9 protein-coding genes and 3 pseudogenes are annotated in these 10585 nt (G+C 50.1%); 2 read left to right on the top strand and 10 right to left on the bottom strand.

Annotated features, from left to right (window positions below; genetic code table 11):
* Window positions 1-2: 2 nt before the first annotated feature.
* Window positions 3-233 (bottom strand): hypothetical protein, encoded by a 231-nt coding sequence (locus BKE30_RS14055; RefSeq protein WP_198938092.1) that lies wholly within the window; start codon window positions 231-233, stop codon window positions 3-5.
* A gap of 293 nt (window positions 234-526) precedes the next feature.
* Window positions 527-1069 (bottom strand): annotated as a pseudogene (locus BKE30_RS14050) (ATP-binding cassette domain-containing protein); the annotation flags it as partial.
* A gap of 95 nt (window positions 1070-1164) precedes the next feature.
* On the opposite strand from BKE30_RS14050, the pseudogene BKE30_RS14045 reads away from it, so the two are divergent.
* Window positions 1165-1830, top strand: a pseudogene (locus BKE30_RS14045) (ABC transporter permease); the annotation flags it as partial.
* 430 nt (window positions 1831-2260) lie between these two features.
* Here the strand turns inward: BKE30_RS14045 and BKE30_RS14040 are convergent.
* The 8 genes from BKE30_RS14040 to BKE30_RS14005 form a co-directional block, all read right to left on the bottom strand.
* Complete coding sequence (locus BKE30_RS14040; RefSeq protein WP_026472012.1) at window positions 2261-2707, bottom strand: PaaI family thioesterase; 447 nt, start codon at window positions 2705-2707, stop codon at window positions 2261-2263.
* Window position 2708: 1 nt separating this feature from the next.
* Window positions 2709-3170: a PaaI family thioesterase gene (locus tag BKE30_RS14035; protein WP_026472013.1), complete on the bottom strand. Its 462-nt coding sequence runs from the start codon at window positions 3168-3170 to the stop codon at window positions 2709-2711.
* Window positions 3171-3225: 55 nt separating this feature from the next.
* On the bottom strand, window positions 3226-4194 hold the full coding sequence (locus tag BKE30_RS14030; protein ID WP_026472014.1) for a BtrH N-terminal domain-containing protein: 969 nt from the start codon (window positions 4192-4194) through the stop codon (window positions 3226-3228).
* Window positions 4191-4829, bottom strand: a complete 639-nt coding sequence (locus BKE30_RS14025) for a TetR/AcrR family transcriptional regulator (protein WP_228133138.1) — start codon at window positions 4827-4829, stop codon at window positions 4191-4193. The genes BKE30_RS14030 and BKE30_RS14025 overlap by 4 nt, the downstream gene beginning before the upstream one ends.
* Before the next feature lie 67 nt (window positions 4830-4896).
* Window positions 4897-5766, bottom strand: a complete 870-nt coding sequence (locus BKE30_RS14020; RefSeq protein WP_026472016.1) for a metal-dependent hydrolase — start codon at window positions 5764-5766, stop codon at window positions 4897-4899.
* Between the two features lie 238 nt (window positions 5767-6004).
* Window positions 6005-7216: an iron-containing alcohol dehydrogenase gene (locus tag BKE30_RS14015; protein WP_026472017.1), complete on the bottom strand. Its 1212-nt coding sequence runs from the start codon at window positions 7214-7216 to the stop codon at window positions 6005-6007.
* A gap of 105 nt (window positions 7217-7321) precedes the next feature.
* Window positions 7322-8518: a ferritin-like domain-containing protein gene (locus BKE30_RS14010; RefSeq protein WP_051526886.1), complete on the bottom strand. Its 1197-nt coding sequence runs from the start codon at window positions 8516-8518 to the stop codon at window positions 7322-7324.
* On the bottom strand, window positions 8515-9792 hold the full coding sequence (locus BKE30_RS14005; RefSeq protein WP_143253769.1) for a ferredoxin--NADP reductase: 1278 nt from the start codon (window positions 9790-9792) through the stop codon (window positions 8515-8517). Before BKE30_RS14005 ends, BKE30_RS14010 begins: the two co-directional genes overlap by 4 nt.
* Before the next feature lie 441 nt (window positions 9793-10233).
* On the opposite strand from BKE30_RS14005, the pseudogene BKE30_RS14000 reads away from it, so the two are divergent.
* Window positions 10234-10563 (top strand): annotated as a pseudogene (locus tag BKE30_RS14000) (DUF4331 family protein); the annotation flags it as partial.
* Window positions 10564-10585: the final 22 nt, after the last annotated feature.

Genomic DNA, 10585 nt, shown 5'->3' with positions numbered 1-10585 from the left:
GACTATATGATTTCAACACGTTTATATGTCGAACAGCACGGTAACACGGCTGCACCAGCGTAATACAGGTCTAAAAAAGATTGCAGGTTATGAAAATCATAGGCGGCGCGTAACTCGTCAATACTGGCATAAGGCAAATTGACATGATTGCGCTGGGCCAGTGCAAACATCAGTTCTGGTTCAAGCGTGCCTTCAATATGCAGATGCAGTTCGGTTTTGGGCAATTGTTCAATTAGTTGTTATAGCCTGTCCTGAGTATTACTGCATTGCATGGTCATGATGCACCTATCTTAAGTATTTGGCTTGATTATTTGGCTTGATTATTTGGCTTGAACATTTGGCCTGAACAGTTAGCGCTAAGGCATGACCAGCAATTAGCCAGTATCAGGCCAGCACGCTGCTGTTTGAGTCATTATGCCTGTTTCAGTATAACCACTATGCATAGTGTAGCCCCTTTGCTGGCGTGGCATAGAGGTTGCTTCTTTTATTTCTTATAAAACACCGTGTAACGATGCAGAGCTGATCTCAATACCGAGGTTGGTTCATCCAGAATGAGCAGTGCCGGGTTTTGTAGCAAGCAGCGTACGATTTCTACCCGTTGCCGCTCCCCAACCGATAAACTATGGACAGTGCGTTTGGGATCAAGCGGCAGGCCATATTTTTCCGATACCTCAATCACCCGGGCTGACAGTGCCGCCAGCTCAAATTTTCCCTCGAGTCCCAGCGCGATATTTTCCGCCACGGTCAGGGTTTCAAACAGGGAAAAATGCTGATACACCATGCCAATTCCTATGCGGCGCGCTGCTGCCGGGCTCTCAATGCTGACTGAACGGCCATTCCAGATGATTTCACCCTCATCAGCTGTGGCCGCGCCATAAATGATTTTCATCAGGGTACTTTTGCCTGCCCCGTTTTCACCCAGAACCGCATGAATTTCGCCCACCCCCACCTTTAAACTGATATAGTCATTGGCAAGCAGCGCGTTATAGCGTTTGGTGATATTGACCAGTTCCAGACGCGGCGGTGCGTTTTCAGCAATGGGGTGCTGTGCTGTAGTAATTTCACCTATAAGCGGATTTTTAGTGCAATCAGCGCTGTTCATGTTTAAAACTTCTCCAACGTTCACCAGCCTTTTGCAATTGCTAAATACATTGCCAGCCAGGGCTGGCTGCCAATCAGGCTGCGTGTGGTCTGGCACTCACCATTTTTGGGGTAGGCCTGTCGGCGTTCATCGGGCAAAGCTTTGTCAGTACCAGTTTGCCCGGTTTACAGCCGTTAAGCATTCCCGGCCTGTCTACAATTCCCTTTATTGGCCCGGTTCTATTTCACCAAAACTATGTGGTGTACCTGTCGATGATTGTGCTGTTGCTGGTCTGGTGGGTATTGGCAAAAACCCGTTTGGGGCTACTGCTCAAGGCAGTGGGCGAGTCGCCAGAGTCAGCACATGCCATGGGCTACCGTGTACTAGCCATCCGCTATGGTGCGGTACTTTTTGGGGGGGCGATGGCCGGAATTGGCGGGGCATTTTTATCTACGGTCTATACGCCGCTCTGGGTAGAAAACATGGTGGCAGGTCGTGGCTGGATTGCCATTGCACTGGTGGTATTTGCAACATGGAAGCCGCTGCGCCTGATGCTCGGGGCTTATTTGTTTGGTGGAGTGACCATCCTGCAATTTCATGCGCAGGCATTGGGGGTTGAGGTGCCTGTCGAGTTACTGGCGGCACTGCCGTATCTGGCAACCATTATAGTGCTGGTGATGATTTCCCGTGACCATAAATTATTGCGGATGAATCTCCCGGCATCACTCGGCAAATCATTTTTGCCTTAAACTGGCAAAAATCATTAGTTAAACCGCAAGCGTGCACACTACCTTATGGCATTGCAGCAAAATATTGGGTTGACTCGGCAGAGTTCATTTTGCCAAATTGATGAGTGAGCTGAATCCGTTGCATAGGCCAGAGGCATTTGAGCGTATCATCAGGTAGGGCAGCCCATTCAAACCAATAACGGCAAGTCAATACAAACTTGCCGCTTTGGTCAGTAAAAACCAGTAGTTTTCATTGAGGCGCTGTTTTCATTAAGACGTAGTTTGCCGCTGCGCTTGTATACACAGGATTAAAACTTCGGTGGAATTACTCCGGTGACATGGGTTTAAACTGAGCATGGGTTTAAACTTAGCAACGATTTAAACTTAGTAACGATTTAAATTTAGCAGCATATCAGCACAAATCTTAATGTTCCCAAGGATAGCAGACGAGCTAGATGTTGCTTTTATTGTCTTTGCGGCCAACCGTAAACAGAAAACGGCCGATGCAAACCAGCTTGTCATCAAGCAGTAACTGAACGGATACTGTGGTAATGCGCCGGCCAGCACGAACAATGCTGGGTATGGCCTGCAAAGTTCCCTTAAACGCTGGCCGCAGGTAATCAAAGGTCATTGTCGAGCATAAGGGAAGCGTAGCATCGCCGCGCTGACGGGCCAGATAGGCTGCTGCAGCCACTTCACCAAAGCTTGCAAGAATGCCACCATGAAAGGTTCCAATCATGGGATTGCCGATATGCGAATCACGGAAATCCATAAAGTAGCGTGTTTCTCCATTTTGCAGTTCTTCGCGAAAACCCAGAAACTCGACAAACGGCTCGTCATACAGGCTCAGGGCCGCGGTGCCGGGTGTATCGGCGCTGTTGTGCTTTACAATACTCATATCAGTGGTCTCGCACTTCATTGTCAAAGGCAGGCCCCATTGTGCCAATAGCAAAAGAGCCAGCCGCTGTTGCCAGCAGTTCGCCACTTTCTTCTGCAAACGCACGGCCGGTAATAAAGGCAACTGTATCTGTCCTGCCGATGCAATCCACTACAGCCTTTAAACCCATTGCCGCGGGAATGCTACGTAGAAAATCGACACGCAAATCAATGGTGGCAATTGGTTCCAAAGAGCGCAATGATGAAAAAATAGACAAGCCGCACGTGGTATCAAGCAGTGTTACCAGGGCTCCCCGGTGCAGCGCACCCTTACGGTCCGCCAGTTGTTCAGAGAAGGGCATGCTCATTTCGGCATGACCATTGCTCACGGCGCCGACATTAATATTGAACATATTGAACAACGCATGATTCGTCCCAAAAAACGCTTTAGCCATCGTAAGATGTGTCGCGTTATTACCGTCCATTGTTGACTCCCGCCATTTCTGACTAATTGAATTACAAAAAAATTAACGGCACGTTTCAGAGTGCAAGGGCGGCATCTACATAATTGCGCTCTGTCTGCATGACCGCAAAAATTGCCGCTTCAATGGCAGCATGCGGAAAGTCCGGGCTTTCAGAAGCCGATTTCAGGCACATGGCTAAAGCAGTCCATGTTTTTTCACAAGCCCGCATTAACAACGGCAACTGCTGCTGCTGTACACCGGCGTTATAGTGAATCGCCTCATCAAGGAACTCGGCATACATTTTCCGGAACCCGCCGCCACCTGTTCCACGCTTCTCGATGACCTGATAGGCAAAGCGGGTGGTCCAGTGCCAGTCACCTGTGCTGCCCCAGCGCCCAAGGTCATCTAGCCAGGTTTGCAGGGCCGATAGACCCCCTGTGGCTAATGAGCTGGCATTGTCACGGATGACCTGGGTGATTATCTCGGGCGTAATGTGCCCTTGAAATGCGTTCGGGGTGAACATGTTGCCATGATGAATAAACGGCGGCTGCGTAGAAAATCGCGCGCGCGTGAGAGCCTGTTCGCTCACGGACAGCACATCAGGGCGCTCAGTGTCAGTAACCAGAATCTCGCCCGTCTCTGGGTTTTTCGACCAGGCCGCAATGGCGTGACCGGGAAAGTGAGTGGTGCTGTTAAAGTAAGGCAGGTAAAAAATATCTGTCAGCAGCAGGGTGGGGCGTCCCGCATCCAGGCAGTTGCCAAGCGCTACGGCTGCCAACTCGGGGGAATCGAAAGTTTGCCATTCAAAAGGTATGCCCAGGCTTTGAAATACGCGTGCTTCAAATCCCAGGGAACGCACATGCACTAAAAATGGCACAGGGGCATCCGCCGCTAGCTCCAGGTAAGTCACCCCAAGCCCTGAACCTAATCCAAGGCACATGGCCTCAGAAATAGTCAGCCCATTAAATTCAAGCAGGTCACGAATTGCAGAGCTGCCACAATGTCTCCCGATGGCATGGGTAATTTGAACATCCCGTTTCTTCACAGGTTTTTTGCCTCGTCGTGAAAATCCATATTAAGTATGCCTCTTGTCATCATTTGCCATATGGCATCAGCGATTTGTTCAAGATTGTACTTTCCATTGTCCTTATACCAGGTGGCCGCCCAATTGATGGCGCCTAGGCCAATAAGCCTTAACAGATCCACATCCACATCCTTACGGATAAAACCCTGAGTCTTCAGCTCATTTAGGATGGCGTGCCAATATTGTTCGTATCGGTCTCGTTCGGCGATCATCTGCTCACGTGCGGCACCATGGAGCGAGCGCCACTCAAACAAAAGCACATATACCATATCATCACCAGACATGAGTACATTAAGATGGGCGTGCAGTGCCGATTTCATTTTTTTTAGAGGATCCTGGATCATTGAGGTTGCTTCAATGATCCCGTGGATAGTTCTTTCAATGGCCAGCTGCATCATATCAACCAGAATATCATCCTTACTGCGATAGCGATAATGAAGGCTGCCGGGAAGAATGCCGCAAGCCCTTGCAATTTCTCGGACGCTTGCACGCTCAAAACCCTTTTCCCGGAACAGCCTGGCAGAGGCAGCGAGCACTCTTTCGCGGTCTGTAACCTCGACTCGAGCAGATTCTCGACTTAACACGGCTTCACTCATACTATGGTATCAGACCAATATAATACTCGATTTAGTCGTGTAAAATCTTCCAGCACTTCTGCTTATTTTATGCTGCCGCCGCAATTGGAATGTTAAAAACAATTCGCGAAGCTTCCATGGGGTCCTGATGCTTGTCATATTCTGCCAGCCAGGCACTGACTTTTTCCGGGATACCTGTATCAGCAGGGTGGAAGCCCGGTTTAAACCAGTCCAGATAGCGTGGAATAAGTCTGGTAATCAGGCCACGTGGCCCATACAGCCGATAAAACCCTTTGGCAAGCACTAAGGGCTGACCTTGCATTTTATCAACCTTTAGCATATGCCAAAGCACCGAGCCCACAACGGCATGCACTAGCACAGTGCCTACAATCAGGGCGGACGTGCGTATGAAATAGCCACCACCTGCTGCTTTTTCATACACATCAAAGGCCACCGCCTTGTGTTCGACTTCTTCTACACCGTGCCACATGTACATGGCGCGCATGGCGGGATGGGCGTTCTTGAACATCTCACCTTCATCGTCCATAAAGCCTTCGCCCAGTGTGGCGGTAATGTGTTCAAAGGCAGCTGTCATGGCCAGCTGATACTTGGCAGGCAGGTGTTTCTGGAATACCTGAATAAAAAGCTTTAATCGGGATATGACTTTTTCGACATGAATGCCCTGCGCCTGCATCACAGCATTATACTGGTCATGCACGATACCGTGTTGGGCTTCCTGACGGAAAAAGTTTTTGATATCTGCTCTGAGCGTGGGATCGGTGACCTGATTTTCATAGTTGCGTACCGACTGAATAAAAAACCGCTCGCCATCGGGGAAGTGAATAGAAAGCGCGTCAAAGAAACGCGTCAAAACAGGATCGCCATCGTTCCAGAAAACGGGAACGTCACTTAAGGCAAACCGCGGCTTGCGCGGCTGAATAGTCATTAGATGCGTCATGGTAAAGGTCTCCTTTAAAGCGATTAAACGGACGTAGACCTGCTATCAGCTTTGCCCTCAGGGGCGAGACAGGTCATGAGTTACCGTCTGAACCAAAGTCAGACTGACTGCTCGGTCAAGTTCAAATTAGCACTATATTGGTCAATTGACCAAATGTCAAACCCGCCTTCGTCAGCACTGCGTTATAAATCTGTACAGGAACTCTGGCTGATGCAGAGTGCAGGCGATATGAGTTGTGTTAACGGCCGGTCAGTGCACCCAGAAGATTTTTTGCTTCGGAATGGCTCATGTATTTCGGCACGGCATAGGTGCCATGCGCCTCGGCAAATGCAGCATTTGCCATGGCTTCAAAGTCGCTGCTGTTCATGCCGGGAATACGCGTATCAATGTTTAACTCAACAAGCAGTGCCTTGACATGGGCGATAAGGGCGTCAGTTGCTTTTGCATCACTAACGCTGGCCTCAGCGAGGCCAGTCTGCCGGGCCAAAGCTGCCAGGCGCTGGCGTGATGCCTTGCGGTTAAACTCAAGGATATGCGGCATCACAATTGCATTTGCGCGGCCATGGGGGATGCCATAGTAGGCGCCGAGCTGGTGTGCAATGGCATGAATATAGCCAAGACCTGCCTGATTTAGCGCCAGACCTGCATAATGGGAGGCCAGGGCCATGGCTTCGCGTGCATTCAGGTTGTTGCCATCACGCCAGGCCAGTGGCAGGTTTTCAAAAATCAGGCGAATTGCTGCACCCGCGTAATAGTCACTTTCTGGCGAAGCAAATTCACTGACCCAGGCCTCCAGTGCATGGGTTAAGGCATCAAGGCCGGTATCGGCCGTCACGGAACGTGGCATGCCCTGCATGATTTTTGGATCCAGCGCAGCAGCAAGCGGCACCAGCTTCGGGTCAATGACCAATCCTTTCTGGTGGGACTGGTTGTCAGAAAGTACTGCGCCGATACTGACTTCCGATCCCGTTCCTGCGGTGGTGGGTATGACAAACAAGGGTAGTGAGCGCTTGCTGCCCTTGAATATGCCAATCAGTTCTTGTGGGGTTTTTTTGTTGGTGGCTGCCAGGGCAATGACCTTGGCTGCATCAATCGATGAGCCGCCACCGACGGCCAGCACACTGTCGCAATGAGACGACTGTAGTACTGACAGCCCGTCTTCAACCACACGAATGGTAGGGTCAGGGCTAACCCCGGAAAACACCGAGGTCTGGATACCATGCTGTTTGAGCGCCTTCTCCAGCGGCTGGATCAAACCCAGGTCATACAGGATTTGATCAGTAACAATCAGCACATGACTGACCCCGAGATGGGAGATGGTTGAGCACAGCCTGAGTGCCGAATCGGGGCCGACCAGGACAAGAGGACGCGGGACAGGCACAATGCGGATAACCAGTTTAAGCGCAGCCAGCTGTGCTTTTGCCTTTAGGATAGTGGTCAGGATTGCCATGAAATTTTCCAGTCAGTGGTTTACGTGTATTTAAGTGTTTGGATGAAAATGCCCCGAGTTGCTAATCAGCTCAAATCAGGGCTGTTGCTTTAGCAGAAGCACAAACTACGCTGCTTCGTGATCCAGTTCTTGCACCATTTGCTCGCCACTCACTTCCGGCGCGGCCTGACCGGAAAAGTAAATGCCCAGGCCTGCTTTTTCATAGTGCGGGCGAATGCGGTCAGACAGCAGGCCAATTTCCCGGATATTTGGCACCAGCCGGGTAAACATGGTTTTGCGGAAACGCTGCATGCCTGGTGAGTTCATGATCAGTTGGCGCCATTGATCCCTGCTCACGCTGGTTCCGTCAAACCATTCTTCATAGACTTCATAAGCCATAAACCGGTTACGCATCAGAAGTGCCACTTCATAGGCCCAGTCTTCGCGCTCATTCCGTTCTGATTTGGAGATGCCGTAATTGATGTGTTCTTTGAGTGCCAGCACCCCGTAATGAACGTGCCGCGCTTCATCCTGAATCACGTATTTTAGCAATTCCTTGAGCAACGGTTCTTTGGTGCTTTGATACAAAAAGCCAAAGGCGCCCAGTGCCAATCCCTCAACCATGATCTGCATGCCAAGAAATTTCAGGTCCCAGCGCGAATCTGTCATCAAGGCATCGATAATGACAAACAGGTTGTCGTTGATGTGATACATTTTGCCCAGTTTTTCAGTTAGATAGCGATGGAAAACCTCGACATGACGGCCTTCATCCATAACCTGAGTGGAACCATAGAGCTTTCCATCAAAAAAGCTTACAGATTCGGTCACCTGTGCGGCAGCCAGCAAGGCGCCCTGCTCACCATGCAGAAACTGGGACAGCATCCAGCTGGACATGGAGTGCACCATGCGTGGCTGGTCCTTGCTGTCCAGCCTGATGCCCAGTGCTGTGGCAGCATTCAGGTCAATAAGGTCCAGGGGAGCGATGGGCAGGTCGGGATTTAATGGATCCACCGGGGTATGCCAGGGTAAATCAGAACCATTCCACTGGCCGCGTTTGGCGCGCTCATAAAGCGCATGCATTTCAGGATGGTCATGCGGGTAGGCCCAGTTGAAATGTGCGGCATGGGCTGCCGGCATGTCGGTGGTATCACTACGCTTGCCCACACTAAAAAGCAGCCCACGCACGGCAGAGGGCGCTATGGCGCGCATGACACTAGGGCTTTTCATCGATGCAAAAATGTCGGCGGCTTCCATAAGGCCATCGACACGGTTTTTGAGGTGGCCAGGTAAAATGTTTCGAATGCTATCAAGGGGAGTGTTCATGAGATGTCTCCGGTGGGGGTGATAGGGCTTGGGGGGTCAACTTCAAACGTAACGGCAGTCAAGGGCCGGCTGATGCACGCCAATGCGTAATGGGCCTTGCGTTCCTCCGGCATCAGACAATTCGGTTCATCCATGTCAACTTCGCCGTTAAGAATTTTCACGCGACAGCGCCCACAGCCACCCATGGTGCAGGAAAAAACCATCTCGGCAGACAGGGATAAACCCGTTTCCAGCAACGTTTCGTCTGGCTTTGCGGTCCCTTGCCATGTTTTCCCATTTGCCAGAATGGTCAGGCTCTGGTTTTTATAGTGCTGCGCGCTCTGGTGCACGGGGGCTGGGGTAAAGCGTTCCTGATGAATGTTTTTTACCGGCATACCGTTTGCTAGCAGCGCTGCACGCACGCCTTCCATCATTGCTTCAGGGCCACACATGTATAAAGCAAGCTTATCCTGTGAAACGTCAATATTAAGTTTTTTCAAATAGAGGGGAAAAGTTTCAGCATCAAGGCGGCCGTGGCCCCCCTGCCAGCCTTCTGACGGATTTTTCAGCACATGCAGCACCCTGAAGCGGCCTGCATAGGTTTTTTGCAAGGCTTCGAGTTCATCAAAGAAAATAATATCGTCCAGACAGCGATTGCCATACAGCAACTGAATGCTGCTTTCAGGCTCGATTGCCAGTATGCTTTTGGCAATCGACATGAGTGGGGTAATGCCACTGCCACTGCCAACCAGCAGCAATTGACGCGCCTTGCTGGCATCCGGCTGCACAATAAAGGTTCCGGACGGACCAAGCACACGCAACACGTCCCCTTCAGCAATGTGCTGATTGATCCATCCTGAAACCAGCCCGTCCTGGATGCGCTTGACGGTAATGCTTGCAGTTTGCTGTTCCAGGCTTGAGCTGGAAATTGAGTAGGCACGCCTATATTCCCTGCCATCAATAGTCACAATGACCGTAAAGAACATCCCGGGAATAAACCGGATGGCCTGCTCATCCAGGCGTGTGAGCACCAGACTGACGGCATTGGTCGTTTCATGGATAACATGCAGCACCTTCATGCTGACCGGATGCATGAGTGCCAAAGAAGTCGCTGCTGCAGAAACAGGAGGGGCAATCTCGTAAGAACGAAACGGTTTCCTGGCGGCTGGCTTGGTCGGACTTGTGCTATTGACCACAATTTTGATGAGATCGCTGCCAAGCTGAGTCAGTCTGTGGAATAGGGACACGTCTGCATGCTCCTTGATCAAAAATTCCGGATTAGCACCTGCTTGCATGGCCAATAATTCAGCACTGATTTGGCCGCATGACCAATAATTTAGCACCAATTTGGCCGTGTGGCCAATATTTTAGTAATAATTTGGTCGCAAGGCCAAAACCTGACTGCTCTAACCGCTGCAATATGGCGTGTACTATCTGAAGAGGGCATATAACGCCAGACACGGCGCAATTCAACAAGTTGTTTTTATTTGATTTACTGCATGTTTTGCTTAAAATAGCCGCTTAGCCAGAAAATCCACAATTGCTAAAAAATGATAAAAAATTGCAGAAATAATGAATTTTTTGAATCCAGAACAGTTGTGCTGTCGTAAATAACTTAAGCACTGCTTGAGTAACAGCATTGCTGCGTCGTGCAATGAGTCAAAACAAAATTAAACAGATATTTAAGGAACGCAGGTATGAAACGTCAGCTTATCAGTATTGCGGTAGCCACATTAATGGCCAGCAGTAGTTTGCCGGTGCAGGCATCCAGCCACCGTGAGGCTCCTAGCATTACCAGAACCCCAAAAGTGGATGCAACCGATTTTTATATGTTTAACAGTTATGAGGCGGGCCGCGGTGACTATGTTACCTTGATTGCCAATTACCAGCCGCTTCAGGACGCTTTTGCCGGGCCCAATTATTATGCGTTGGATCCCAATGCACTGTATGAGATTCATGTAGACAATAATGGTGATGCCAGGGAAGACATTACGTTTCAGTTCAAGTTTGAACAAACCCTTAAGGATTTAAAAGTGCCTGTGGGTAGCCCATGCCGGTCGTGGCCAAATCAGCAATTCTAAACTTCCT

This window comes from Alkanindiges hydrocarboniclasticus, assembly GCF_001982605.1.
In the GTDB taxonomy this organism is placed as follows: Bacteria; Pseudomonadota; Gammaproteobacteria; order Pseudomonadales; family Moraxellaceae; genus Alkanindiges; species Alkanindiges hydrocarboniclasticus.
Note: the sequence above shows the minus strand (reverse complement) of the source record. Positions and strands in the feature narration are given on the sequence as shown.